The 25,591-nt window shown below is 69.0% G+C and carries 22 protein-coding genes and 1 riboswitch; of the genes, 10 read left to right on the top strand and 12 right to left on the bottom strand.

All coding sequences use genetic code 11. From position 1 onward, the window contains the following. Positions 1 to 15: 15 nt before the first annotated feature. Positions 16 to 1,482, top strand: coding sequence for a DUF4185 domain-containing protein (locus ABZ909_RS27930; protein WP_357005010.1), 1,467 nt, complete (start codon positions 16 to 18; stop codon positions 1,480 to 1,482). Positions 1,483 to 1,673: 191 nt separating this feature from the next. On the opposite strand, the gene ABZ909_RS27925 is transcribed toward ABZ909_RS27930, so the two are convergent. Beyond that, on the bottom strand, positions 1,674 to 2,723 hold the full coding sequence (locus ABZ909_RS27925; protein ID WP_357005007.1) for a fused (3R)-hydroxyacyl-ACP dehydratase subunits HadA/HadB: 1,050 nt from the start codon (positions 2,721 to 2,723) through the stop codon (positions 1,674 to 1,676). Between the two features lie 239 nt (positions 2,724 to 2,962). Continuing rightward, positions 2,963 to 5,281, bottom strand: coding sequence for a hypothetical protein (locus ABZ909_RS27920; RefSeq protein ID WP_357005004.1), 2,319 nt, complete (start codon positions 5,279 to 5,281; stop codon positions 2,963 to 2,965). Positions 5,282 to 5,364: 83 nt separating this feature from the next. Here ABZ909_RS27920 and ABZ909_RS27915 point away from each other — a divergent pair, with 83 nt between their 5' ends. Next, on the top strand, positions 5,365 to 5,808 hold the full coding sequence (locus ABZ909_RS27915; RefSeq protein WP_357005001.1) for a DUF3151 domain-containing protein: 444 nt from the start codon (positions 5,365 to 5,367) through the stop codon (positions 5,806 to 5,808). Between the two features lie 58 nt (positions 5,809 to 5,866). Continuing rightward, positions 5,867 to 6,961, top strand: a complete 1,095-nt coding sequence (locus ABZ909_RS27910; RefSeq protein ID WP_357004998.1) for an FUSC family protein — start codon at positions 5,867 to 5,869, stop codon at positions 6,959 to 6,961. 325 nt (positions 6,962 to 7,286) lie between these two features. On the opposite strand, the gene ABZ909_RS27905 is transcribed toward ABZ909_RS27910, so the two are convergent. Together ABZ909_RS27905 and ABZ909_RS27900 are read right to left on the bottom strand one after the other, a co-directional pair. Beyond that, positions 7,287 to 8,069, bottom strand: coding sequence for a site-2 protease family protein (locus ABZ909_RS27905; protein WP_357004995.1), 783 nt, complete (start codon positions 8,067 to 8,069; stop codon positions 7,287 to 7,289). Positions 8,070 to 8,128: 59 nt separating this feature from the next. Further along, complete coding sequence (locus ABZ909_RS27900) at positions 8,129 to 8,788, bottom strand: hypothetical protein (protein ID WP_357004993.1); 660 nt, start codon at positions 8,786 to 8,788, stop codon at positions 8,129 to 8,131. 403 nt (positions 8,789 to 9,191) lie between these two features. Between ABZ909_RS27900 and ABZ909_RS27895 the strand changes: the two genes are divergently transcribed. Beyond that, positions 9,192 to 10,481, top strand: coding sequence for an adenylosuccinate synthase (locus ABZ909_RS27895; RefSeq protein WP_357004990.1), 1,290 nt, complete (start codon positions 9,192 to 9,194; stop codon positions 10,479 to 10,481). Between the two features lie 283 nt (positions 10,482 to 10,764). Here the strand turns inward: ABZ909_RS27895 and ABZ909_RS27890 are convergent, their stop codons facing one another. After that, the gene (locus tag ABZ909_RS27890; protein WP_357004987.1) at positions 10,765 to 12,258 is read right to left on the bottom strand and encodes a PLP-dependent aminotransferase family protein; all 1,494 of its coding nucleotides are present in this window, start codon (positions 12,256 to 12,258) and stop codon (positions 10,765 to 10,767) included. Positions 12,259 to 12,320: 62 nt separating this feature from the next. Here ABZ909_RS27890 and ABZ909_RS27885 point away from each other — a divergent pair, with 62 nt between their 5' ends. Continuing rightward, the gene (locus tag ABZ909_RS27885; protein WP_357004984.1) at positions 12,321 to 12,623 is read left to right on the top strand and encodes a hypothetical protein; all 303 of its coding nucleotides are present in this window, start codon (positions 12,321 to 12,323) and stop codon (positions 12,621 to 12,623) included. Positions 12,624 to 12,675: 52 nt separating this feature from the next. Further along, a complete protein-coding gene (locus ABZ909_RS27880; RefSeq protein WP_357004981.1) occupies positions 12,676 to 13,236 on the top strand; it encodes a methylated-DNA--[protein]-cysteine S-methyltransferase in 561 nt (186 codons plus the stop codon). Between the two features lie 71 nt (positions 13,237 to 13,307). On the opposite strand, the gene ABZ909_RS27875 is transcribed toward ABZ909_RS27880, so the two are convergent. The 4 genes from ABZ909_RS27875 to ABZ909_RS27860 form a co-directional block, all read right to left on the bottom strand. Beyond that, positions 13,308 to 13,664, bottom strand: a complete 357-nt coding sequence (locus tag ABZ909_RS27875) for a hypothetical protein (RefSeq protein ID WP_357004979.1) — start codon at positions 13,662 to 13,664, stop codon at positions 13,308 to 13,310. Then, entirely contained in the window at positions 13,661 to 14,659 is a 999-nt protein-coding gene (locus ABZ909_RS27870; protein WP_357004976.1) for a hypothetical protein, read from the bottom strand. The genes ABZ909_RS27875 and ABZ909_RS27870 overlap by 4 nt, the downstream gene beginning before the upstream one ends. A 400-nt stretch (positions 14,660 to 15,059) precedes the next feature. Continuing rightward, positions 15,060 to 17,675 carry a LuxR C-terminal-related transcriptional regulator gene (locus tag ABZ909_RS27865; RefSeq protein WP_357004973.1) on the bottom strand — a complete coding sequence of 872 codons (2,616 nt, stop codon included), beginning with the start codon at positions 17,673 to 17,675 and terminating at the stop codon, positions 15,060 to 15,062. A 65-nt stretch (positions 17,676 to 17,740) separates the two neighbouring features. Continuing rightward, complete coding sequence (locus ABZ909_RS27860; protein WP_357004970.1) at positions 17,741 to 18,562, bottom strand: helix-turn-helix transcriptional regulator; 822 nt, start codon at positions 18,560 to 18,562, stop codon at positions 17,741 to 17,743. A gap of 102 nt (positions 18,563 to 18,664) precedes the next feature. Between ABZ909_RS27860 and ABZ909_RS27855 the strand changes: the two genes are divergently transcribed. Beyond that, complete coding sequence (locus ABZ909_RS27855) at positions 18,665 to 19,201, top strand: YceI family protein (protein WP_357004967.1); 537 nt, start codon at positions 18,665 to 18,667, stop codon at positions 19,199 to 19,201. Between the two features lie 81 nt (positions 19,202 to 19,282). On the opposite strand, the gene ABZ909_RS27850 is transcribed toward ABZ909_RS27855, so the two are convergent. The 3 genes from ABZ909_RS27850 to ABZ909_RS27840 all read right to left on the bottom strand — a co-directional run bounded on the left by ABZ909_RS27850 (position 19,283) and on the right by ABZ909_RS27840 (position 22,859). Next, positions 19,283 to 20,380 (bottom strand): CaiB/BaiF CoA-transferase family protein, encoded by a 1,098-nt coding sequence (locus tag ABZ909_RS27850; protein WP_357004964.1) that lies wholly within the window; start codon positions 20,378 to 20,380, stop codon positions 19,283 to 19,285. Between the two features lie 108 nt (positions 20,381 to 20,488). Further along, positions 20,489 to 21,361 carry an amidohydrolase family protein gene (locus ABZ909_RS27845; RefSeq protein WP_357004962.1) on the bottom strand — a complete coding sequence of 291 codons (873 nt, stop codon included), beginning with the start codon at positions 21,359 to 21,361 and terminating at the stop codon, positions 20,489 to 20,491. Between the two features lie 91 nt (positions 21,362 to 21,452). Beyond that, on the bottom strand, positions 21,453 to 22,859 hold the full coding sequence (locus ABZ909_RS27840; RefSeq protein ID WP_357004959.1) for an FAD-dependent oxidoreductase: 1,407 nt from the start codon (positions 22,857 to 22,859) through the stop codon (positions 21,453 to 21,455). Between the two features lie 287 nt (positions 22,860 to 23,146). On the opposite strand from ABZ909_RS27840, the gene ABZ909_RS27835 reads away from it, so the two are divergent. The 3 genes from ABZ909_RS27835 to ABZ909_RS27825 all read left to right on the top strand — a co-directional run bounded on the left by ABZ909_RS27835 (position 23,147) and on the right by ABZ909_RS27825 (position 25,457). Next, positions 23,147 to 23,593 carry a hypothetical protein gene (locus ABZ909_RS27835; RefSeq protein WP_357004956.1) on the top strand — a complete coding sequence of 149 codons (447 nt, stop codon included), beginning with the start codon at positions 23,147 to 23,149 and terminating at the stop codon, positions 23,591 to 23,593. Positions 23,594 to 23,655: 62 nt separating this feature from the next. Continuing rightward, a riboswitch (SAM riboswitch) is annotated at positions 23,656 to 23,771 on the top strand. 14 nt (positions 23,772 to 23,785) lie between these two features. Beyond that, entirely contained in the window at positions 23,786 to 24,208 is a 423-nt protein-coding gene (locus ABZ909_RS27830; protein WP_357004953.1) for a rhodanese-like domain-containing protein, read from the top strand. Positions 24,209 to 24,242: 34 nt separating this feature from the next. After that, complete coding sequence (locus tag ABZ909_RS27825; protein ID WP_357004950.1) at positions 24,243 to 25,457, top strand: O-succinylhomoserine sulfhydrylase; 1,215 nt, start codon at positions 24,243 to 24,245, stop codon at positions 25,455 to 25,457. Positions 25,458 to 25,591: the final 134 nt, after the last annotated feature.

Below are 25,591 nucleotides of genomic sequence, written 5' to 3'. Positions count from 1 at the left end.
CGGAAGGTTGAGTGCATGACCAAGCGGCTGGTGGCAGCTGCGGGAGCGGTGATCGTCGGGGCGGGTGTACTCGCCGGAATGGGCGGGCCGGTCGCGGTGGCGGATCCGGATCCGGGTGCGGCACCGGCCGTTCCGGGTATCGGGCCCTGCAGCACCGACGCCAAGCCGGGACACGAGTCGCTGATCCCGAAGACCGTCGAGGTACCCCTGCCCTATCCGGTGGTCACGGTCGACACCGGGCCGCCGCCGGAGAACACCAAGCGCGTGGCGATGCAGCTGCCGCCGGATCCGTGCGTGAACCCGTGCCCGGACCTCACCGACACCCCTGCTCCGCCACCGGGACTCACCGAACAGCTCGGCCTCCCCAAGCTGATCGTGCGGCCGCAGCCGTTCAATTTCGCGTTGCCCAACCCGAATCCGCCGGCGCTGCCGCCCCGTCCCGATCCGGCGCACCCGCCGGTCGAGGCCGCCGCTCAGGCGCCCGCCCGGCCGACGCCGCAGGTCTCCGACGTGCGCGAGGTGTCCAAGCTGACCGGCGCCGACTCGGTCAACCGCACCGACAAGCGCTGGCAGGTACAGGGCACCGACCTGGGCATCATGTGGCAGAGCGCGCCGGACGAGATCGCCATCGCCTTCGGTGACACCGTCGGCCGCGACTTCCATCCGCCGGGCGGCATGGGTGAGGACTGGCGCTCGAACCTGCTGGCCTTCAGCAAGAACCGGGACCTGGAGAACGGTGTCGTGTTCGACCGCATGGTCACCGACGACCGCTGCCACGCCACCGAACTGCTGAGCAGCCGCAAGCTGGACAATGTCGAGATCACCACCATTCCGACCTCGGGCTTCGCCATCGGGAACCGGCAGTACCTGAGCTACATGTCGATCCGCACCTGGAACAGCGTGCCGGGGACCTGGTTCACCAACTACGGCGGCATCGCCTACTCCGACGACCACGGCGAGCACTGGACCAAGGACCCGTACGCCAAGTGGGAGAACATCTTCGGCGTCTCCAACTTCCAGGTGACGGCCATGGTGCCGCAGGGGGACTGGGTCTACATGTTCGGTATCCCCAACTCGCGGCTCGGCGGGGTGGGGCTGGCCCGGGTGCCCAAGGACCAGGTGCTCAACCCGACCGCCTATCAGTACTGGGACAGCGGCTCCTGGATGCCCGAGACGAACGGATCGGTCACGGTCACACCGATTGTCGACGCGCCCGCCGGTGAGCTGTCGGTGCGCTACGACGAGAGCCGCAACGTGTGGCAGATGAGTTACCTGGACACCGCCAAGGCGGCACTCGTTGTGCGGGAATCGGATACGCCGCAGGGTGCATGGTCCGACAGCGCGGTCACGGTGAGCGCGCAGCAGTACCCCGAGCTGTACGGCGGCTTCATCCACCCCTGGTCGACCGGTTCGGACATGTACTTCACCATGTCGACCTGGAGTGACTACAACGTCTACTTGATGCATGCCACGTTGAACTGAGACCGGAAACGAAACCCCGGTCCGTTACCCCAACCGCGACAACTGATTTCGCTGCGGTTGGGGTAACTCCGGGGGTACGGCCAGAATCGGTTCGGCACCTCCGCAGGCACGGATGCGGGACCGGCGACGGCACTCGGCCGCCCGCTGAAGTCTCGGAGAGGCGGGTCAGCGAGGCGGGTCAGCGAGGCGGGTCAGGACAGCCGGATCTCGGCGATCGCGCGGCCGAACAGCTTCTTGCCCTCGGAGGTCGCGCCCAGCACGACGGTGGCCGCGCCCCTGGCGGCGTCCACCGACTTCACCTTGCCGGTGAACTCGACGATGGTCGGGGCGGTCGGCTCGACCGGCACGAAGCCGGAGAAGCGGACGCTGAATTTGCCCAGCGCCGACGGATCGCCCAGCCAGTCCACCAGGTAGCCGGCGGTCAGGCCCATGGTGAGCATGCCGTGCGCCACCACGGTGGGCAGTCCGACCAGGGTGGCGGCGGTGTCGCTGAAGTGGATGGGGTTCGGGTCGCCGGAGACTCCCGCGTAGTTGACCAGGTCGCCGCGGGTGACCGGCACCTTGGTGGCGGGCAACTCGGTGCCGGCGGTCAGGGTGGCGGCGGTCGGGATGGTGTGGACCGGCTGCGGCGCGGCGGGCGCGGCCGGCTCGGCGACCTCCTCGGGGGCCAGCAGCACCAGGCCGGTCGGGTCGGCGTCGAATTCGCCGGGCTCGGCGACGTGGCCGTGCATGACCACGCCCGAGACCGTCTCGACCATGGCCGGATCGATCTCGACGCCCTTGCGGGCCACGATGGTGGTGGTGGAGACCAGCACCGGCAGCGCCTCGGCGTCGGTGAGGGTGACCTTGACGGTGATGAAGTCGTTGTCGCCGAAGCTGCGGATGTTCTCGATGACCACGTCCACCCCGAGGCGGTCCTCGGCCAGGATCGGGCGGTAGTACTCGAAGACCTGATCGGTCTGCAGGATCTGCGAGACGTCGTACTCGGTGAGCACGGACCCGATCAGCGAGCGGGTGGTGGCCGCGCCGATCACCGAGGCGAAGGTCGGCGAGGTGAGCAGGCCCCCGTAGCCGAGCGCCGCGGCGGCGTCCTCGCGATGGTGACCGGGGTGCTCATTGCGCACGGCGCGCGCGAACTCGCGGATCTTCTCGCGGCCGACGTCGTAGTGATCACGGACACGGAAGTGCCGTCCGACCAGTTCGGCCGCGGTGGCCCTAGTAGCCTCTGCCGTTTCCGGCATGGTTTTCAGCTCCCTGCAATTCGAAACCCGGTGGGCCCGCACCACTTCTGTCGGACACTGCTCTATACGAAACAGGCAATGTCCTGGACGGTGTACAACCGCTGAAGTGCCGGAATGCCGAAACGGCTGGCCCAGACAATCCGGCACACTCTACCCACGTACCGGACTGTTGACCAGGTCTTTGTGATGTTCATCGCGACCGGGGCCGCAAATGCGTCAGCGAATTTTCCGGGAGTCTCTCAGTGCCCGTTCTGCGGGTCGCACACCTTCCACGAACCACCCTCATTGCGCAGATCGAAGGTGCGTGCTGACGTCTTCGACGGGTCCGCCGCGGTGTACACGGTCGCCTGCGCCAGCGCGGCGTCGCCGTTGATCCGAATGGCGTCGATGCTCTTCACCTGCGGAATGCTCTTCTGGTCCTGCGAGGTCTTGTACACGCTCGTGAACTGGTCGGCCGAGATCTTCTGGTAGAAGTCGTGTTGCGCACCGCAGGTCACGGCCCGCAAAGCGTCCAGATTCCCGGACTTCAGCGCGTCGGTGTACGTGGTGACCGTCTTCTGCACCAAGGCTTCCGGCGAGTTGTCGTTCTTGTGCTTCACCACCCCGAACACCACACCGGCAATGGCGATCACCGCGATCACGGCCGCCGCCACGATGATCCACAGCTTCTTCGACACACCGCCGGAGGCCGCCGCGGCCCCGTCGGCCGCCCCGGCCGGAACCCGCTGCGGCTGCGCCGGAATTCGCGATCCATCCCCCTGAACATCCTGCGGCCCAAGCGGTCCCGGACCACCCGGCACCGGACCCTGCTGCACACCCTGCGGTGCGTTCGGTCCCTGTGGTGCATTGGGGCCCGGTGCGCCCGGTCCCTGCGGGCCGCGCGGACCCTGCGGCGGCGCACCCGCCCCGACCCGCTGCGGCGCGGCGATGCGTGGCCCGCCGATCGGCTGGCCCGGCGTGGTCGGCTGCATATCCGCCGGCGACGGCGCGGTCGCGGGCCGGCGCGGCCCCATCGACGGCCGCGGCGGCGACGGCCGGGTCTCCTCGACCGGCGCATCCGGCACCGGCGCATTGCCCTTCGGCCCCACATTCCGCGGCCCGGCGTTCACCCGTGGCGTCTGCGGCGGCTTGCTGACCGCCCGCCCCTGCGGCCCCGACACCCGGATCTTCTCGGTCCCCTGCTCACCGGACACGATCGGCAACGCCGTCGTGGCGTCCTCCGCCGGATTGGGAACCTTCTTGATCACAACGGTTTTCGCGTCCCCGCCCGCGACGTCACCGGAATCGCCGTCCGGCTTCGCCGTGGAATCGCCTGCCCCGCCGGCCTTCTCGGCCGCCGCGCCACCGTCCTTCGCCTTACCGGCATCCTTCGCCTTGACGCCGGCCGCGGCGGCCTTGCCATCCTCCGGCTGTGAATCCGCCTGCGGCATCCCCTCGGTGGGAACATTCTGCGGCGCAGGCTTCCCCCGCGTCGCATCGCTCGCGGCGCCACCCGGCTTCCCGGCAGCCGCAGGCGCGGAACCGGCCTTCGCGGCCCCGCCCTTCGTACCCTGCTCGGGTCGCTGAATCCGAATCAACTGTGTGGTTGCATCCGCCGCGGCCTCGCTCGCGGCCCGCCCGCCCGCAGCAGGCTTCTCCCCGCCCGGCCGCTGAATCGGAATGAACTGCGTAGGAGCATCATCCGTCGCCGCCTGCCGGCCCGGGCCGGACTGCTCGGCGCCGGTCGGCTGTCCACCGGCGTTCTTTTGCGCGGGTGCGCTCGAACCCTTGGGGTCGGCCGGGGCGGTCTGCCTCTCCTTTGCCGCGGAGGCCGAGGACGCGTCCGGGCGTTGTACATCGCCGACGGCCTGTGGCTTTGCGCCAGGTACGGATTGCCCAGCGCCAGTGGGCTTCTCACTGGCCGCGTTCGATGGCGTCGGCGCGTTCGAGTCCTGGCGGGTTGTCTGTCCTACGGCAGGTTCGGTGGCCGGCGGGGTGCCCGGTCGCGGTGCAGCGCCCGCGGCGGGAGCCTGTCCGCGGGGGGTGGACTGCCCGGCGGCAGCGGGTGGGGTGCCGGGCGGGTTCTGCTTACCGGCCGCGCCGGGGGCTGCGGGCTGGCCGCTCGGGGTGTTCTGGGGGACGAATTCGCCCGAGCCCTGGCGAGCGGCGGCCGGGGGCCGGCCGCCCGGGGTGCGCTGCGGTGCGGGGGACTGGACGCGTCCGGTCGACTTGGGGGTTTCATAGTGGATGGTGGCGAAACCGGCCGAGCCGGACTTGGCCGGCTTGCCTTGGCCGGGGGCCGGGTTCGAGGCGGTCGGCGCGGGTTTGGCTGCGCCGGTGCGGATCTCCTCGGTGCGGGAGTCGGCGGTGGGAATCACTTCCGTGGCCGCGGTCGGGGGAGCGTCGTCTCCGGCGGCGTCACTCGGTACGCCGGGGCCCTTCGCGGGGTTGCTCGGGGCGGGGTCCCCGGGCCGGGACGGGGACTGGTCGGTCGGAGTCTTGGGGGCGGCGGTGTCCTCGGCGCCGGATGCCGGGTTGGCAGGACCCTGCGGCTGCTGGTCGTCTTTCGGGTCGGACACGCGCTACACCCCTCGCTTCTGCGGAACTGTGATTCGACGGTCAGCCTACTGAGCATTCCGGACGGCGGTGCAGAATGATCGGCATGACCTCCTTCGGCGATCTGCTCGGACCGCAGCCGGTCCTCCTCCCGGAAAACATCGACGCGGAGGACGCGCTGCTCCAGAAACAGGACCCGGCGCAGGTCGCCGCGGCGCATCCGACCGCCTCCATCGCCTGGGCCTACCTGGCCGAGGCCGCGCTGGAGCGGGGTGAAGCCGCCGAGGGCGAGATCAACTACGACATCGTCGCCGCCTACGCCTTCGCGCGCACCGGCTACCACCGCGGCCTGGACCTGTTGCGTCGCAACGGCTGGAAGGGCTTCGGCCCGGTGCCCTGGAGCCACGAGCCCAATCAGGGCTTCCTGCGCAGCGTCGGCGCGGTGGCGAAGGCCGCCCGCGCCATCGGCGAGACCGACGAGTACGCGCGCTGCCTGGACCTGCTCGAAGACTGCGACCCGCGCGCGGCCGCCGAGCTCGGCCTCGACTGAATTGAGCGGCGGCCTAGGCGAAACCATCGACGCTGCCCGGGAGAGCAGCGTCACCCGCATGCGCAAGGCCGCGGGCCGGGTCCGGTCCTCGCTGCTGCCGATCGTGCAGTGCGCGATCGGCGCGGGCGTGGCCTGGTTCATCGCCCACAATGTGATCGGGCACGAGCGCCCGTTCTTCGCGCCCATGGCCGCGATGATCTCGATCGGTCTGTCGTTCGGTGCACGGCTGCGCCGGTCGGTCGAGCTGATCGTCGGCGTGGCAGTCGGCATCGGCATCGGCGACCTGTTCGTCACCCGGGTGGGCACCGGCGGCTGGCAGATCGTGCTGCTGGTGGTGATCGCCATGTGCGCCGCCGTCTTCCTGGACGGCGGCCCCGTCATCACCATGCAGGCGGCCAGTTCCGCGGTGCTGGTGGCCACGCTCTATCCGCCCGGCCAGGGTGGTGCGTCCCTGCGCATGATCGACGCGCTGGTGGGTGGCCTGGTCGGCATCGTGGTGGTGGCGGCGATCCCATTGCATCCGGTGCGCCGCGCCCGGGAGCAGGCCGCCGGGATTCTCGAGGTGATGGGCAATGCCCTCACCGAGTGCGCGGACGGCCTGCTCGAGCAAGATGCCGGCAAGATCAAGACAGCGCTCGAGACCGCGCGCGGCACCCAGGGCGCGATCGACGCCCTGCGCAACACCCTCGAGGGCAGCAAGGAGATCATTCGAATCTCCCCGCTGTACTGGAACTCTCGCTCCCGGCTGCAACGCCTGCGGGAGGCCGCCGACCCGCTCGACAACGCGGTCCGCAATACCCGCGTGCTGCTCCGCCGCGCGCTCACCTCGGTGCGCGACGACGAGGTGCTGAATCCGGGCCTCGTCGCGGAGGTCGAGAAGCTCGGTCAGGCCGTGGATGTGGTGCGTCGCATGATGCTGGCCGACCCGGACGAGAAACCCGATCCCGCCGAGGCGACCCGCGTGCTGCGCTCGGTCGGCAAGGGCGCGACCAAGGATCTGGTGGCCGGGGCGGGTCTGTCCGCCCACGTGGTCTTCGCTCAATTGCGTTCCATCGTCGTGGATCTCATGCAGGTGTGCGGGCTACGAAGACTGTCCGCCATGGCGCTGCTGCCGCCGACCGTCCCGCATCCTTACGTCACGCCGATCGACTGATCCGAGCGTGCGCCCGCCCCGAATCGCGGGTGGGTCCGAGACCGGAATTGCGGGTATGTCCGATTCGTCTGCGGGTCCCCGCTCTTGATCTTCGGGTAGTCCGCTACTCGCGTCGAACCGCTTGTGCCCCTCTACCGTTCGTATCAGGCCGGATTTACGAGGGGTAGTCCGGTTTCGGACTCGCAGCGACGGGTGGCAACGGTTCCTCCGGACCGCTGTCGTTGCGATGGGCCGCCCGGCGACCGGGTCGTCCGGGCGGCCCGCCCGGGTCCGCCCGGACAGAGCCGCCAGGCATGGCCGGGACAGAGTTGGAAACGCGGCAGGGTCAGAGCCAGAAGCGCGTCAGTGCGCTGCCCGCCGACCACCAGCCGCCCGGCAGCCCAGACAATTCGAACAGCGCGTTGATCGCGTCGAAGAAGAGCCGGTTGAGCTCCGGCGTGAACAGCAGCGCGAACAGGATCAGAATGCCGAACGGCTTGATCTGATCCAGCGACCGCCGCGTCTGATAGCTCAGCGACGGCTCCAGAATCCCGTAGCCATCGGTGCCGGGAATCGGGATGAGGTTCAGCACGGTCGCCGTAATCTGCAGGAACGCAAGGTAACTGAGCCCGAACCAGAATGCCGCGTGCGAATGGGTGCTGCCGTAGGACCGCACGATCACCAGCAGCACGATCGCGCACAGCGCGTTCACCGCGGGGCCGGCGCCGCTCAGCATCCGCTGTACCCGCGGGCTGAAGTTGTGCGAGTGCACGTACACCGCACCACCGGGCAGCGCGAACCCGCCGAGCGCGATGAATACCACCGGCAGTGCGATCGACAGCAGCGGATGGCTGTACTTGAGCGGATTGAGTGTCAGATACCCGCGCATCTCGACTTCGCGGTCCCCGGCCCGCCACGCCACGTACGCGTGCGCGAACTCGTGCAGGCAGACGGACACGATCCAGCCCGCCACCACCAGGATGAAAACGCCGAATTGGGCCTGGCGCGAACCGTAGTCGGCGTCCCAGGCGAGCGCTCCGCCCGCCACTGTGATCACCACGACCAGCAGGAACACCGGACTGGGCCGGACCGCTCCGGATGCCCGGCCCACCGCGCGCGGGTAATTCACCTGATACTCCCAACTGGTCGGCTGTTCTGTACGCCGCCGCCACCCATTCTGGGGCTGAATCAGCGAACCAGCAGCCAAGGCTCGTGGTGCCGATAGAACGTGGAGCGCTTCACCACCCGATCGGTGGTGATCCCGTCGCGGGTGACAATGGCACCGCTGGTGCCCAGCTGCATGGCGCGCCCCTCGATCCAGCGCTTCTTGCGCAGGCCGCGCTGCACGGTGGCGTGCAGGCCGGGCATCTCCAGCATCGGCGAAACATGCAGTGCCGCGACCTTTCCCGTGAACAGCCGGGTGTCGTCGACGTAGGCCTCGCCCTCGAGCTTCGCGCCCGCCTCGCCGACGAGGGTGGCGCGGCCGATCAGCACCTTGCCGGTGTCGTCGCGAATCAGCGGGGTCGCGATGGCCTTGCCCTCCAGCGCGCGCTTGGCGGCGGCGGAGCCGGTACCGGTCTCATAGGCGCGGGAGCCGTAGGTGCGATCGATGGGCACATAACCGATTTCGACGCCGAGCCGCTCGGTGCGCATCAGATGGGTGAGGACCGCGGCCAATCCGGCGTCCTCACCGAGCACGATGAGCCGGGGCAGGCTGTCGGCGGCCATGACCGGGAGCAACTCGTCCAGCGCTCCGGTATCGGGAATGGCGGAGGTCTGGGTGAGGGACAGGGATGCCAGGGCGATGGGAACGGGCGCGCCGTCGCAGCGGAGAACATGGGTACTCAACTGCCGAACACCCTCCTCTGGCTTGCCAACACCTATCCGCCTCGCTGCGTATCCGATGGACCCCCGCCGGTCCCTCTCCCCGTGCCACCATAGCCCTGTCTCATTTGCCGCGCTGTCCTCGCTGCGCATGCTGTGTTCGATTGCCCTCCGCTTCGCTCCGGGCGGGTTCGCGGCCAAGGCGCGGGCCTATGGAGCCGGAAGCTCGATTCTTCCCTCCGCTCCTCCGCTCCGAGCGCGGGAGGCGGAGCGCAGTCCAGAATCGAGCCGGGCCGCGAACTGCGGGTATGCCGCCCAGAGGACTCATGTGGGATTCCCGTAAAGTGTGCCTACGGCCACCGCCTTCTGACGGCGGGTAGCTGCAGCGCCAGAGGGGCTGCGCGTCGAACCCGTAGGAGACACTCACATGCCGGCAATCGTGCTGATCGGCGCCCAGTGGGGCGACGAGGGCAAGGGCAAGGCGACCGATCTGCTCGGCGATCGGGTCCAGTGGGTAGTTCGATACCAGGGCGGCAACAACGCGGGTCACACCGTGGTGCTGCCCAATGGTGAGAGCTTCGCGCTGCATCTGATCCCGTCCGGCATCCTCACCCCCGATGTGACCAACGTCATCGGCAATGGCGTGGTGGTGGATCCGGGTGTGCTGCTGGCCGAACTCGCCGGTCTGGAAGAGCGCGGTGTGGACACCTCCCGCCTGCTGCTCTCGGCCGACGCACACCTGATCATGCCGTACCACGTGGCCATCGATAAGGTCACCGAACGCTTCCTGGGCAACAAGAAGATCGGCACCACCGGCCGCGGCATCGGCCCCTGCTACCAGGACAAGGTCGCCCGCGTCGGCGTCCGCGTGGCCGACGTGCTGGACGAGAAGATCCTCACCCAGAAGGTCGAGGCCGCACTGGAATTCAAGAACCAGGTGCTGGTGAAGATCTACAACCGCCGCGCGCTGGACCCGCAGCAGGTGGTGGACGAGGTGCTCGAGAAGGCCGAGGGCTTCAAGCACCGCATCGCCGACAGCCGGCTGCTGCTCAACCAGGCGCTGGAGCGCGATGAGATTGTGCTGCTGGAGGGTTCGCAGGGCACCCTGCTGGACGTCGACCACGGCACCTACCCGTACGTCACCTCCTCCAACCCGACCGCGGGCGGCGCGGCGGTGGGCGCGGGCGTCGGCCCGAACAAGATCACCACGGTGCTCGGCATCCTGAAGGCGTACACCACCCGTGTAGGCTCCGGCCCGTTCCCGACCGAACTCTTCGACGAGTCCGGCACCTACCTGGCCAAGACCGGCGGCGAGGTCGGCGTCACCACCGGCCGCGCCCGCCGCACCGGCTGGTTCGACGCCGTGATCGCCCGCTACGCCACCCGCGTCAACGGCATCACCGACTACTTCCTCACCAAGCTGGACGTGCTCTCCAGCCTGGACACCGTGCCGATCTGCGTCGCCTACGAGATCGACGGCGAGCGGGTCGAGCAGATGCCCACCACGCAGACCGAATTCCACCACGCCAAGCCGATTTACGAGGAAATGCCCGGCTGGTGGGAGGACATCTCCGGCGCCCGCACCTTCGAGGAGCTCCCCGCCAACGCCCAGGCCTACGTCAAGCGCCTGGAAGAACTGTCGGGAGCACGGGTTTCGTGCATCGGCGTCGGCCCGGGTCGTGACCAGACCATCGTCCGTCACGACATCCTGGGGTGAGCTCCCCGCCTCCCCGCGACTTCAGCGGGCGCTGACCCGCCTCTCCGAGACTTCAGCGGGCGGCCGAGCGCCGTCGCCGGTCCTGCATCCGTGCCTGCGGATGGGTGCCGAACCGATTCTGGTCGTACCCGGTGAGTTACCCGCATCTCGCGAAATCAGTTGTCGCTGAATCGGAAACCCGCGCCCGCCGCTGATGCGGCGGGCGCGGGTCGTTTCGGGGCACCGTGTGGTTTTTTCCGGCCGCGCTCTTGGCGGCTCCGTTCGACCTGCTCTGCTGAGGGAATCAGTAGGTGATCAGCGGGGCGAGCGGGTCGGCGGCGTGCGGGTTGAGGGCGGCGGAGGCCGCCGCGATGGACTTCACGGCGACTCGCAGGTCGGATTCCTCGTGGGTGAAGGGGAGTCGGATGAAGCGTTCGAAGGCGCCCTGGACGCCGAAACGTGGTCCGGCGGCGAGCAATACGCCGTGGTTGGGGGCGGTGGCGGCCAGCGCGGTGGAGACCGGGGCGGGGAGTTGGGCCCACACGGACATGCCGCCGACACCCTCGGTGACGCGCCAGTCGGGTAGTTCCTCGGCGAGGGCTTCGAGCAGGACCGCGCGCCGGGAGCGGAGTTGGTCGCGGCGGGTGGTGAGGATTTCGTCGGCATTGCGGAGCAGATGGACGGTGGCCAGCTGGTCCATGACGGGGGTGCCGAGGTCGACGGTGGAGCGGGTGCCCAGGAGTTTGGTGATGAGGGCCTGGTTGGCGCGGACCCAGCCGACGCGCAGGCCGCCCCAGAAGGACTTGGAGGCCGAACCGATGGTGACGATCTCCGAATTGCGGGCGAAAGCGGCTGCGGGCGGCGGGGATTCGAGGTCGGTGAGGTTCAGGTCCACCATGGATTCGTCGACGATCACCGTCATGCGGGTCTCGCGGGCGATGGCGGCCAGCTCCGCCCGGCCCTCGGCGTCGAGCAGGTGACCGGTCGGATTGTTGAAGTCGGGAATCAGGTAGGCGACGCTGGCCGCGGTCTGCCGTGCGGCACTGCGGATTCCGTCCAGATCCCAGCCGTCCGGGCGCATGGGCACCGGCACCGGGCGCGCACCCACATCGCGAATCGCCTCGATCGCGTTCGGGTAGGTGGGGTGCTCGATGAGCACGCGTTCGGCCGGGGTGGTGAGCACATTGAGCAGCAGCCGCAGACCGTGCTGCGCGCCCAGGGTGATGAGGATCTGGTCCGGCTCGGTGGGCAGCCCGCGCTCGGTGTAGCGGCGGGCCAGCGCCTCGCGCAGCATGAGCACACCCACCGGGTCCATGCCGTGCGTGCCGAGATAGGTCGGAAGCCCTTGCAGGGCAAAGGAGTACGCCTCGGTCATCTGCGGCGGGGCGGCCATGGCGGCGTAGGTCATGTCGATGGTCGGCAGTTCCGGCTGCGCCATCATGGCCAGGATGCTGCGGGCGGGCTTCGCGCCGTCGTGCACCACGGTCGGCGGCAGCGCCACGGTGCTGCGGGAGCCCTGGCGGCTGATCAGGTAACCGTGCTCGCGCAGCAGGGAATACGCGGAGGTGACGGTGGTGCGGCTGACCGCGAGGGAGGTGGCCAGATCGCGCTCGCTCGGCAGCGCGACGCCTAGCGGCGCGCGGCCGTCGTGAATGAGCAAGCGGATGCTCTCCGCCAGTGCCACGTAGGCGGGCCGCGCCGAACGCTTGCCATTGTCGGCGGGGGCGCCCGGTTCGTTGTTCCGCCACCGGCCCAGGTCGCGCGTCAGGCTGGCCGCGCCGATCACTCGTGTCACCATACAGGCCAGTATCGGGGTACTGGATATTTTCTTCAAGTCCGGGTCGGGGCCACCATGGGCTCATGGTCGCTCTGCTGGTCTCCATTCTGATCGTCGCCGCTTTCGCCGGTCTCGTGTACCGGTATGCGCCCGAGCCCGGCGAGCGCTGGGGCGTGCTCCTGGAGCGGTATCGCCCGCATGCCCCCATGTCGGACTGGTCGCTCGCCGAATATGAAGCGTCCCGGCAGTATTCGGACCTGGACGCCATCGCGTCGCTCCGTCCGGATGCGTGCCCGCCGACCCCCGCGCGCCGATTCCGTCGCAGCGCTCCGGCCGTGGCCGCCCTGTCCACCATCCCGTGCCGGGAAGAATCGGTCCAGTTCTAATCAACTGGACTGGAATCGAGATCTTGTCGGTGCCACCGTGCACACTGGCCTCATGTCCGCCCCGGCCCGCCCCCTGGCGTCGGCGGCGCTCTTCGATACCGCGATCGGCGTATGCGCCATCGCTTGGAGCGCCACCGGCGTCCTGCGCTTCGCCCTGCCCGACCGCGACCCCGCGGCCACCCGCTCCCACATCCTGCGCCGCCACCGACTGGCCGACATCCACGAGGCCGAGCCCACCGCCGACCTGGTCGCGGCCATCGACCGCATCCGCGCCCACCTCACCGGCGATCTGGACGACCTCCGCTGGATCCCCCTGGACACCAGCGCTTTCAACGACTTCGACCGCGCCGTCTACGAGGTGACCCGTGCCATCGACCCGGGCCACACCCTCAACTACGGCGCGGTCGCGAACCGCATCGGCGCCCCCGGTGGCGCCCAGGCCGTCGGCCAATCCCTGGGCCGCAACCCGATCCCCCTGATCATCCCCTGTCACCGGGTACTGGCCGCCGACCACGCCCTGCACGGCTTCTCCGCCCCCGGCGGCCTCACCACCAAACAGCGCCTCCTCGAAATCGAACGCACTCCAGGCTTCGGCGAACCCACTCTCTTCTGACCTCTGCCATATGAAAGGCAGCCGCACAGAAGGACTGTGCGGGTGCCTCGTATCGCTGGAAGGCGCTTCGTCTACTCGCCGGCTTCGACGATCGGACCCCAGTAGCTGAACGGCCAGCTTGCGCCCGTGCAGAACATCCAGACATCCGCGCCCGGCGCGAAATGCAGGTAGAGCGGCCGCCCTTCGGAAAGCCCCGTCACCGGATCCGATCCGACGAACGGCGGCTGCAGGCTCCAGCCCGCGCAATTCCACCATTCGCCCGGAACCGGGTCCATGCGGATCACGCCGCCCGGCTCTGGTGTGGCAACCGGCGGGGTAGCCGATGCCGCCTGGGCGCCGAGCAGGCCGCACACGGCGACCGCACCGGTGATTGCGCTGGTGCGCAGTACTTTTCGCATCTCGATCCTCAATTCTTCGCTGGCGCTCACAGTGCGCTTCCCAGGAAGCCGCCCAGCGCCGCGCCTCCCGCTCCGACCACAGCTCCCCCGACGAGTGCGGCGGGGATGCCCGCGGCCGCGGCTCCAGCGGCAGCGCCGACACCCGCGCCGATCAGTGCACCACCGGCCGTGCCGCCCGGAACGTCGATCGGCGCGGTCCACGGCGCCACGACGGCTCCGGCCGAACCGAGCCCGAATCCGATCGCGGCTCCGACGCCGACGCCGATCGCGCCGCCGACGGCCCCACCGGCCAGTGCCGTCGGTACACCCGCGCCGACGGCGCCGATGCCCCCGCCGATCGCCGCGCCGCCGAGGGTGCCCGCGGCGATCTTGTCGGAGCGGCTCGGGTTGACGCCGATGGAGTTGAGGCCGGTGGCCAGGCTCGCTTCGGTGTCGGCGGCTACGCCGTTGACGGTGTCGAGGATGTTGTCGGGCAGCTGGTCCGGGGCGGGAGTGGTGAAGTCGCCGATGCGGACAGTGCGCGGGGGCGGGGCGATCGGGAGGACCGGGTCCACCACGGTCGGGGCGTGCAGGGTTTGGAAGTCGACCGCGGGGGCCGCTTCGTGATTCGGGATGGGGCGGAAGTTCGCGGGGATCGGGTAGTCGGCCTGCGGCTGCGACTGCTGTTGCGGCAGTGGGTGATTCGGCACGGTGACGCCGGGCTGCACGAGGCTCGGGCGCGGGCCGGGGCGATCCTGGTCATGGGCCGGGAGGGCTACGCCCGGCTGGGAGGAGCCGGGGCGCGGGGCGGGCTGAACGGAGCCTAGCGTGCCCGCGGTGTCCGGGCCCGCCGCACCCGGCTGCGGATTCGCTTCCGGGATACCGGTATTGCCCGCGGCGCGGCTGCCGCTCGGCTGCGCGGCGGCCTGGGTCGAGCTGCGCTGCGCCGACTTGGCCGGCTGGTCACTCGTATTCGAACAGGCCACGGTCAGCGCCAGCGGAATGGCGCCCACGACCATCGCCCGCTGAGCCACAGTGCTCTTCACTTCACGATGCCGACGGAGCACGCCGAAACACCTGCCTTCCGAACATATTTCGTTGCACCGGTCCGGATACCGGCCATGACTACCGGTTATTCGCAGGAACCCCCGGCGGGGCTTGCTCGTGCCCCGGCCCTATTCGCGTCGACGCAGATCAGTGCCTCGAATTGGGGGTGCGAAGTTCCACTCCGCCGGAGGAATCGAGTGCGGGAGCGGCTGGACGGCCCCGCCGATGGCGCCACCGATGCCGGCGGTGGCCGCGCGCGCGGCGACCGCGCAGGGGAGGGCCAGGGCCAGCGGCAGGACGGCGGCAGGACGGAGGGCATGGCGGAGCACGCCGGTATTCACTTCTCGATGCCGACGAGTTACGCCGAAAACACCACGGGTTGGCAAAACTCGGATCGGGTCAGTTCACGGACTTGCCCGAAGGTGTCCCGCCGCGCATCAAATCCGCCAGCGCCTCCCGATCGGTGACATCGAGCTTGATGCACGCCCGGTACAGGTGCCCCTCCACCGTCCGCACCGAGACCGTCAGCCGGTCCGCGATCTGCCGGTTGGACAGCCCGGCCGCCACCAGATTCGCGATCTCCCGTTCGCGCGCGGTCAGCGGCAGCGGCTGCGCGGATTGCCGTAGCGCCGGGGTCGAGGCCCCGCCGCAGGCGGCCGCCATCCGATTGGCGGTGGCCGCGGATTCCAGCAAGCGCCGCCGGTCACCCGCCCGCTCGTGCGCGGAGGCGGCCTGCGCCGCCGCGTCCGCCGCCGACAGCAACGCCCCGATCGACTCGAATTCCGCTGCGGCGGCGTCCAATCCGGGCCCGTCGTGGGTGGCCACCGCCACCGCGTGCCGGGCCTGCACCTGTACCAGCCGCCCGTCGATGCGGGACGCCAGATCCGCCAGCCGGCCGGCCACCGAGTGATCGCCGAAGCGGGCCGCGGTGTGCAATGCCATGGCCTCGATGGCGTGCTGATGGGTGCGCGCGGCCAGATCCGCGGCCCCGAGGGCGAGCCGTACGGCCGGGGTCGCGGTGCCCTCGGCGGCGGCCTGCATGGCCCTTGCGAGCTCGAGCAACGGTTCGTAGACGGCGCTGTGCCGCCCGCCCCGGAGGGTCGCCGCCGCAATGGCTTCCGCGGCTTCGATGGGCCGCCCGAGCGCCGAATACGCCTCGGCCAGTCGCAGCTGCGCGGGGAACATCCAGGCCGCGGCGCCCTCGGCGGTGAGTGCGGCGAGCGCCTGTTCGAGGTTGTCGATACCCTGCGGGAATCGGCCCTGCGCCACATCCACGGTGCCCTGCAGGATCTTGGCCATGCCCCAGGCCAGATATTGGCCGGGGGAGGAGAACGGGTAGGGCGTATTGGCGCATCGGCGCGCGGCTTCCAACTCGCCGATGAAGGTCAGGGCCAGCACTTCCGCGTGCGTGGAGATGAATCGGTTCAATCCGTCGATGTGCGACTCCACGGCGTGCGAGCGGGCCGCGTACTGCCGGGCGGCTTCACCGCGTCCCATGAGCGCGAGGGCGAGTCCGCCGCCGAAGGCCGCCCAGTACACCGCCCACGGTGGCGCGTCCGGGGCGGACATGACCGGTTCGGCGAGGGCGAACGCATCGTCGATCCGGTTCTCGTTGACCGCGCACGCAGAGGCCAGACCGTCCAGTGTCGCAATGATTTTCGGATGGGTGACCCGATTGCGCACCGATTCCAGCACCGTATCGGCGCGGTCGGCATCGCCCATGGACCACAGCAGATTCGACACCCGGGTGCTGCCCCAGCGCGCCAGCTGCACCTCGTTCATCTGGTCCGGATCGAATCCGGCCAGCGTGCGCTCGGCCTCGATGCGATGCCCCTGCCACAGCAGCGCGCGAGCCAGCAGATCGGCGGCCTCCACGCCGCCCTGGCGTTCCACCGCCGCGCGCGCGAAGCGTTCTCCCAGTGGGAGATTCGCCAGTGCGATGGCATCCGCGGCCGCCGCCTGGAACAGCTCGAGATCCGCGGATTTGTCGCTGTCCAAGGCCAATTCGGCCAATCGGATGCGCTCGGACGCGGAGTTGATGGGCCGGTCCCGGAGCGAGGAGTACAGCCGCCCGCGCAGCCGCCGCGCCGACGCGATGCCCAGCCGCCGCCGGATCACCTCACCGAACAGCGGATGGTTGTAGCGCACCAGCAGCTGATGGCTGTTCTCGACAATCCTGATGAGACCGCGTGATTCGGCGGATTCCACCGCTTCCTCGCCCGCGAGTTCGGAGAGCACGTCCAGGTCGATGGGCTCGCAGAAGGTGAGCAGTTCCAGCACCCGCAGGACCGACTCGGGCAGCTGCTCGACCCGATCCTCCAGCAGCGCAGCCAATTCCGAGGTGACGGCCGCGCGCCCGCGCAGCTGCCACACCCCGCTGACCTGCCGCAGTGTCCCGGCCTCCAGCGCGCCCTCGACCAGGTGCCGCAGGAAAAGCGCGTTGCCGCCGGAGGATTCCCACATCAGATTGGCGGTGAAGCCCTCCAGCTGTCCGCCCAGCATGGATTCCACCAGTTCCACGCTCTGCCGCTGGGTGAACGGCTTCAGGTCGATGCGCACCAGATGCCCTTCCTTCCACAGCGAGGTCACCGCGTCGGGCACCTGCACCCCGCTGCGTACGGTGCACACGATGTGGGCGGCCTTGTCGATGGCCAGCTGCAGCAGCAGGGTGGCCGAGAGCTGGTCGAGCAGATGCGCGTCGTCGACGCCGATGATGGTGTGCCCGTCGGCGAGCAGCGCCTCGCGCGCGGCCGCCATGAAGGTCACCGGATCGTGCGCGGTGTACACCCCCACCATGTGCGCGAAGACCCCGAGCGGAATGCTGCGGGCGGATTCGGTACCCGCGACCCAGCGGATGTTGCCGCCGACGGCGGCGGTGGCCTGCCGCGCCAGCGTGGTCTTGCCGACCCCCGCGTCACCGGTGAGTACCGCCCCGACGAACTCGTCACCGGTGAGTGCCGACCTGATCGATTCGAGTTCTCTCACCCGCTCGACCATCGGCCAATTCCGAGCCATGGCTCAACTGTAGATGGCCCGACCCGCCCCGGCAGCGGGAACGAAACCCCCGGAACCTGCGGCTTTTATTCGTTGACCAGCCGTAATCCGGGGGTGCGGGCCTGACGGCGGTCGACCAGCCAGACCATGATGGTCTGGTCGGCGGCCGGATCCAGGGTCTCGACCTCCACCTCGACCGCACCCCGCGTGGGGTGCTGAATCTTCAGCACGAGGGATCGGAAATCGGTGAGCCGGTGCTCGCGCCAGCGTCGCTCGAACTCCGGGTAGCGGCTCAGGGTGGTGACGACGGCCTCGACCGACGGGTCGTCGGGGAACCGGGTGGCGGCGGCGCGCAGGGACGAGGTGGCCATATCGGCGGCGTCGGACCAGTTCAGGAAGGTCTGCTGGGCGGCCGGATGGGCGAAGATGTAGATGGCGAAGTTGCCGTGCGCCGCCGCGTCGAACACGCCGAGGGGTTCGGCGAAGGCGCGGAAGGAGGGGTTTCCGGCGAGCAGGTTCAGCCAGCGGCCGAGCACCAGCGCGGGCGTCGGCTGCAGGGCGTCGATGACCGCCTGAATGGTCTCGGAGACCTGTTCCAGGGCCTGCCCGGATACGGGGCAGGGGGCCTTCTGTTCCAGTCCGAGGGCCAGCTTGCCGAAGTGGTGTTTCTCGATCTCGTTGAGCCGCAAGGCTTCCGCGAGGGCCACCAGCACGGCGGTGGAGGGGTTGGTGTCGCGCCCCTGTTCCAGGCGGGCAAGGTAGTCTGCGCTGACACCGGCGAGCGCGGCCACCTCCTCGCGGCGCAGGCCGGGTGTGCGCCGCCGCCGGCCGGCGGGCAGTCCGACGTCCTCGGGCTGCAATTGCGCGCGGCGGGCGATCAGGAACTCGGCGAATTCGGAACGGGACACCCTTCCATACTGCCTGGTCCTGGTTCCGTTATCCGCGCCCTGGCAGTCCCCGGATAACCACGGTGTGGATAAGCGGACCGGAGTCCACTTAATCTGGTCGACATGACGACTTCCGAGCAGACCACCCTCGCCCCCGGCTCCTGGACCCTGGACGCCGCCCACTCCTCGGTCAACTTCACCGTGAAGCACCTGGGCATCTCCAAGGTCCGCGGCCGCTTCAACCGCTTCGAGACCGGCTTCGTGGTCAACGAGGCCGGCGAGGCCGCCATCGAGGCCACCATCTACTTCGACTCCTTCGACACCGGCAACGAGATGCGCGACGGCCACGTCCGCACCGCCGACATCCTCGATGTCGCCAACCGCCCGCACCTGACCTTCCGCGTTCCCGAGCCCGTCGCCCTCAGCGAGGAGTTCGAGGTCACCGGTGAGGCCACCATCGGCGGCATCACCAAGCCCGTCACCCTCGAGGTCGAGTGGGGTGGCGTGCAGGTCTTCCCGCAGGACAACAAGGAGCACGCCGGCTTCACCGCCTCCGGCACCATCAAGCGCAGCGACTTCGACGTCGCCCCGGGCATGCCCAACGCCATGCTGAGCGACAAGATCGCCATCGAGCTCGACATCCAGCTCGTCGCCCCGTAATTCCGGGAGCTACCCGCCGCATCGGAAAAGTCAACGCCCCCTGTGGAATTCCACCGGGGGCGTTCGGCCGTGCGCGGAAGGTCAGTCCGCCCAGACCGTTTCGATCGGGGTGCCCTCGTTCGGCGGCGGGGTCGGGATGCCCGCCGGCGTGCGCGAGAAGCGCGGGGCCGGGGCGTGCTGCACGACGCCGTCGATGTCGATCAGGCCGGTGCGGGCCTGGATGTGCGGATTCTGTTCGGCCTCGGTGAAAGTCAGGACCGGGGTGGTGCAGGCGTCGGTGTGCTCGAAGATCGCCCACCACTCGTCGCGGGTCTTGGTCTTGAACCTCTCGGTGAACAGCTTGCGCAGCTGGTCCTGGCCGTTGGGGTCGAGCTGGTTGGGCAGGCCCTCGGGCGAGATCTCCAGGCCCTGCAGCAGTTCCGCGTAGAACTGGGGCTCGATACAGCCCACGGCCATGTACTTGCCGTCGGAGGTCTCGTAGGTGTCGTAGAAGGCCATGCCGGTGTCGAGCAGGTTGGTGCCGCGCTCATCGGACCACAGGCCCACGCCCCTCATGCCCCAGATCATGTGGGAGAGAGCGAGTGCGCCATCGATCATGGCGGCGTCGATGACCTGGCCCTTGCCGGAGTTCTGACGTTCCACCAGCGCGGCCAGGATGCCGAAGACCAGGAACATGGAACCGCCACCGAAGTCGCCGACCATGTTCAGCGGCGGCACGGGGCGTTCGCCCTTGCGGCCGATGGCATTCAGCACACCGGTGAGCGAGATGTAGTTGATGTCGTGTCCGGCGCGGTCGGCCATCGGGCCGTACTGGCCCCAGCCGGTCATGCGGCCGTAGATCAGGCGCGGATTGCGTTCCAGCGCCGCGTCGGGGCCCAGTCCCATGCGCTCGGTGACGCCGGGCCGGAAGCCCTCGAGCAGCACGTCGGCCTTCTCGATGAGCCCGAGCACCTGCTCGATGTCGGCGGGATCCTTCAGGTTCGCCTCGACGATGGTGCGCCCACGCCACTGCGGACGCTCCATGAAGCCGGGCAGCATGCCGGGCCGCTGCACCCGCACCACGTCGGCGCCGAGGTCGGCGAGCAGCAGTGCCGCGTGCGGACCGGGGCCGATGCCGGCCAGTTCAACAACCCGGATGCCCGCGAGCGGGCCCTGTTCGGCGGTGGATGGAGTGCTCACGCCCTACCTCGGTTCGTCGTCGAATCCTGCGCACCGGCTCACACGCCGGTGTTGACGGTATGACAATAACGCGAAGTCGCCGCGGCCCTGCGCGGGTGGCCCATTGCGCTAGCGATCGATGATCGGCAGCGGCAGGGTATCCGGGGGCGGGGGTCCGGGGAGCTCCGAGCGCGGCAGGCGCAGGGTGGGCGGTTCGCCCGCGGCCCGGCGCATGGTCGGGTTCGGGTTCTCGAAGAGGCGTTCCTTGGCGGGCAGCCCGTAGAACGCGCGGGCATTGTCTCCGAGCACCCGGTGCAGATCGGAGCCCACGGCGTCGGCGATCAGCGCGATATCCGCGTCGCGGAACGGCCGTCCGGCCCGGGTGCCCGGCAGGTCGGTGCCGAACATGAGGGCCTCGGGGTTGACGTTGTGGATCTTGCGCAGGGCCGAGCCCACATTCATCGCCACCCGCCCGAAGCCGGAGGCCTTCACCTTGGCCCCGCGGTCGACCAGGTTGAGCAGGTAGGGCAGGCAGTCGTCGGACATGCCCAGGTGGTCGATGGACAGCTTGGGCAGCTTGGTGATGACCGGTTCCAGCGAACCCAGCATGGAACCGTCGATGTAGAGCTCCACATGCCAGCCGGCCAGTTCGTAGGCCCGCAGCGCCAGCATGGTGAGCCCGACGATGTCGCCGCCCGCGCGCTTGAGGTTGAACCGGATGGCCCGCACCCCGGCCCGGTTCAGCTCGAGGATCTCCGCGTCGGTGGCGTCCACGTGCAGATTGGTGACGCCGACCCAGCCCTCGCCGAGTTCGGCGAGGGCGGCCAGCAGATAGCTCTGATCGGTGCCCTGGAACGACCCGCTGACCACGGCGCCACCGTCGATATCGAAGCGGGACATGCGCTTGCGATAAGCGGCGATGGTGTACGGGTCGGGCAGGTAGCCCTCGTTCTCGACCAGCGGGAACCGCGGATCGAAGATGTGGAGATGGGCATCGAACACGTGATCAGCATGCCTCAGAACGGTGACATGTGTGGACAACCTTGTCCGGCAGGCGGATTGGCGCTGGTCAGGACATCTTGCCCGGAGCCGGTCAGGAAACCTTGTCGGGTTCGGAGGCGGCGAGCATCTCGTCGCGCTCGACGACCTTGACCCGCTCGCGGCCCTGCGGCTCGCCCAGGGCGCGCTCGTGCGCGTCGAGGCGGTACCAGCCGGCCCAGGTGGTGAACGGGATGCCCTTGCCCTCGAGGAATTCGGTGACCGCGTCCAGCTCCGGCTTCGCGGCCGGGGTGAAGTTCGCGGCGTCGTCGAGCAGGCAGGCGATGGTCTCGTTGGCGTCGCCCTTGGTGTGGCCGATGAGGCCGACCGGGCCGCGCTTGATCCAGCCGGTCACGTAGGTAGCGGGCATGTAGCGAGCCCCGCCGTCGGCATCCTCGTCGACGAGCACGCGACCGGCCTCGTTGGGCACGGTGCCGGCCTGGTCGTCGAAGGGCAGCAGCGGGATGTTCTGCGACAGGTAGCCGACCGCGCGGTACACGGCCTGGATGTCCCAGTCCTTGAATTCGCCGGTGCCCTTGCAGTTTCCGGTGCCGTCGAGCTGGGTGCGCTCGGTGCGCAGGCCCACGACCTTGCCGTCCGCGCCGAGGATCTCGGACGGGTTCTCGAAGAAGTGCAGGAACAGCTTGTGCGGGCGGTCGCCGACGTCGCGGATGGCCCACTGCTCCAACGTATTGCAGATCATGTCGACCTGCTTGGAGTGGCGGCGCGCGGCCTCGGAGCCCTCGTCGTAGTCGATGTCCTCGGGGTCGACGATGACCTCGATGGTCGGGGAGTGGTCGAGTTCGCGCAGTTCGAGCGGGGTGAACTTGGCCTGCGCGGGTCCGCGGCGGCCGAAGACGTGGACCTCGAGGGCCTTGTTGTCCTGCAGGCCTTCGTAGACGTTCGGCGGGATCTCGGTGGGCAGCAGTTCGTCGCCGGTCTTGGCGAGCACGCGGGCCACGTCGAGGGCGACGTTGCCGACACCGAGGACGGCGACCTTCTCCGCGTCCAGCGGCCAGGTGCGCGGCACGTCCGGGTGGCCGTCGTACCAGGACACGAAGTCGGCGGCGCCGTAGGAGCCGTCGAGGTCGATGCCGGCCACCTCGAGGGCGCGGTCGGCGTTGGCGCCGGTGGAGAAGATGACCGCGTCATAGAACTGACGCAGGTCCTCGAGGGTGATGTCGACGCCGTAGTCGATATTGCCGAGCAGGCGGACCTGCGGCTTGTCGAGGACCTTGTGCAGGGCGGTGATGATGCCCTTGATGCGCGGGTGGTCGGGCGCGACGCCGTAGCGGATGAGGCCGAAGGGTGCGGGCATGCGTTCGTAGAGGTCGATGCTCACCCCGTCGAAACCGGTGGGGGCATCGGACTTCATCAAGGCATCGGCGGCGTAAATACCTGCCGGGCCTGCGCCCACGATCGCAATGCGTAGCGGGCGGGTCGCTGCACTCTGTTCGGTCATTCTTCCGCGCACCCTTTGGGTCGAAGCTAACTTGTCGTCAAAACTCAGCCGTCGTTCTTAGCTTAGGCTAAGTTGACGCCCTGGCTTCGGTGACCGCCGTTGGCCCCCGACGCTGCAGCGTTGCTGCGTAGTCTTGCTATTCCCGCGCCTGGGGCGGAAATTCTGCTGATTCTATCGATGGCGCACGAGGCCCTTCGCGCGCAGGGCCGTGAACTGTGGGAATGCCGAGGCCCTGAGTATGGGAATGCCGTGGCAGGCGGACGGCGGCGACCAGGCATGATCTACCCATGAGCGACGCCGAGGAGACAGTCGAGGAGACATCGGTTCCGATCGACCAGAACGAGGCCCGGAGCATGTGGCCGTTCCTGGTCGCGGCGGGCGTCATCGCGGTCGTGATCCTGGGCATCGTGATCGCGACGCTGGTCTCGCCGGTTGAGAAGAATGTCACAGATTCCGATCGGCTTTCGGTGGCGGCGGGCAACTTCATCAAGTCCCGTAGCGAGACCGGCAAGTACGATCCGGCCTTGTCCTGCAAGGGATTCGACGAGAACGCCTCGCCGCTGAAGATCGCGGCTGCGACCGGGGGGACCATCACGTTCGACAAGCTCTCCGACCCGGCCGTCGACGGCGAGAAGGCCACGGCGCAGGTCACTTTCACCGTCTCCGGCGCTCAATCCACCTCGACCTGGCACTTCACCCGGGAGAATTCCCGCTGGTTGGTCTGCAATTCGTGACAACGGCCGAAGTCTCGGCCGGGGTTTGACAGTGGGGCCGTTTTTTCGGCAGTCTCGTCTCAGGTCATGAGTACCAGCGTCAAGCCCCGGCTGGCTGGTCGGCAACCCTCCTCCGCGGTGGGGTGCTCCGGGTGACGACCTGGCCTCGCATCGGACAGCGGTGCGGCAAGTGCGGATTCACAGGAGGTACAAGTGAGCTACGCGGGTGACATCACGCCGAAGCAGGCGTGGGAACTGTTGCGCGACAACCCCGATGCGGTGCTGGTGGACGTGCGCACCGAGGCCGAGTGGCGGTTCGTCGGGGTGCCCGATACCAGCGGCATCGGCCGGCCGACCGCGCTGATCGAGTGGGTGGACGTCTCCGGCACGCCCAATACCCGCTTCACCGACCAGCTGAAGCAGGCGCTCGGCGATCGCGGGCAGGACTCGGCCGCTCCGGTCATCTTCATCTGCCGCTCCGGCCAACGCTCCATCGGCGCGGCCACCGCCGCCACCACCCTCGGCATCGCCCCGTCCTTCAATGTGGTCGACGGCTTCGAGGGTGCGCTCGACGGTCAGGGGCATCGCGGCGGCACCGGCTGGCGCGCCGACGGCCTGCCCTGGCGTCAGTCATGAGTTTCGTGTCCGGCCGGATCGCAGGGAGGCAGTCATGATCACCGGTGGTTCCTTCGACAAACCGCTCCCCGAGGGCGTCGGCCCCGCCACGCAGGCCGTGCGCGGCGGCACCCGGCGCTCCGGCTTCGACGAGACCTCCGAGGCGCTGTTCCTCAATTCGGGTTTCGTCTACGAGAGCGCCGAGGCGGCCGAGGCGTCCTTCACCGGCGATATCGAGCACTTCGTCTACTCCCGCTACGGCAACCCGACGGTCGCCATGTTCGAGGAGCGGCTGCGCCTGATCGACGGCGCGGAAGCCTGTTTCGCGACCGCCTCCGGCATGTCCGCGGTCTTCACCGCCCTGGGCGCGTTGCTCTCGGCGGGTGACCGACTGGTGGCGGCCCGCAGCCTGTTCGGCTCCTGCTTCGTAGTGGCCAACGAGATCCTGCCGCGCTGGGGCGTGGAGACCGTCTTCGTCGACGGCGAGGACCTGGACCAGTGGGAGCAGGCGCTGTCGGTGCCGACCCGGGCCGTCTTCTTCGAGACCCCCTCCAACCCCATGCAGACCCTCACCGATGTGCGCGCGGTCTCCGATCTCGCGCACGCCGCGGGCGCGAAGGTGGTGCTGGACAACGTCTTCGCCACCCCGCTGCTGCAGCGCGGCTTCGACCTGGGCGCGGACATCACCGTGTACTCGGGCACCAAGCACATCGACGGCCAGGGCCGGGTACTCGGCGGCGCGATCCTCGGACCGCGGGACTACATCGACGGCCCGGTGAAGAACCTGATGCGTCACACCGGTCCGGCGCTGAGCCCCTTCAATGCGTGGACCCTGCTCAAGGGCCTGGAGACCATGCCACTGCGCCTGCGCCAGTCGGTGGACTCCGCGCTGAAGATCGCCGGGTTCCTGGAGACCCATCCCGCGGTGGCTTGGGTGAAGTACCCGTTCCTGTCCTCGCACCCGCAGTACGAGCTGGCCAAGCGTCAGATGTCCGGCGGCGGCACGGTGATCACCTTCGAGCTGAAGGCCCGGGAGAACGAGGCCAAGAAGCGGGCTTTCGAGGTGCTCAACCGCCTGCGCATCGTCGACATCTCCAACAACCTCGGCGATGCGAAGACGCTGATCACGCATCCGGCCACCACCACCCACCGGGCGATGGGCCCGGAAGGCCGTGCGGCCGTGGGGATTACCGATGGCGTGCTCCGCATCTCCATCGGGCTCGAGGATGTGGAGGACCTCCTCAATGATCTGGACCAGGCGCTGAGCTGATCCGACGAGTATTCGAAAGGGCCGGAACCCGGTGGGTTCCGGCCCTTTTCGCGTTCAGGGGTGGACGGGGTCCGGGGGGAAGCCGCCGAGCGTCATGTTTGACAGCATGCTGTCAAACATGACAGCATGCTGTC

The organism is Nocardia sp. NPDC046763, assembly GCF_040645495.1.
Classification (GTDB): Bacteria; Actinomycetota; Actinomycetes; order Mycobacteriales; family Mycobacteriaceae; genus Nocardia.
The sequence above is the reverse complement of the archived record's forward strand: the minus strand, read 5'-3'. Positions and strand labels throughout refer to the sequence as shown.